The sequence below is a fragment of the Acidovorax sp. SRB_24 genome, assembly GCF_012931925.1.
Map to the genome: position 1 here is coordinate 1 of NZ_MWOM01000389.1, position 225 is coordinate 225.

Annotated in this window: 1 protein-coding gene; it reads left to right on the forward strand. The window is 69.8% G+C overall.

Going from position 1 to position 225, the window contains the following annotated elements:
- On the forward strand, window positions 1–225 hold a 225-nt coding region (locus tag B2J89_RS23440; protein WP_169170903.1), incomplete at both ends, for a FadR/GntR family transcriptional regulator.

Sequence of the window (225 nt, forward strand, 5' to 3'; positions counted from 1 at the left end):
CTGCGCATTGGCGTCGAGACCGAAGCCGCCGCCCTCGCCGCCGTGCGGCGCACGGACGCCGACTTGGCTCGCATGCGCAGCGCGCTCGGTGCTTTCATGGGTGCCGTGGACGCGGGGCGCGATGCCGTGGGCGCCGATTTCCAGTTCCATCTGGAGATTGCGCGCGCCACGCAGAACCAGCACTTTGCCGACCTGATGGCCACGCTCGGCGCCACCATCATTCCG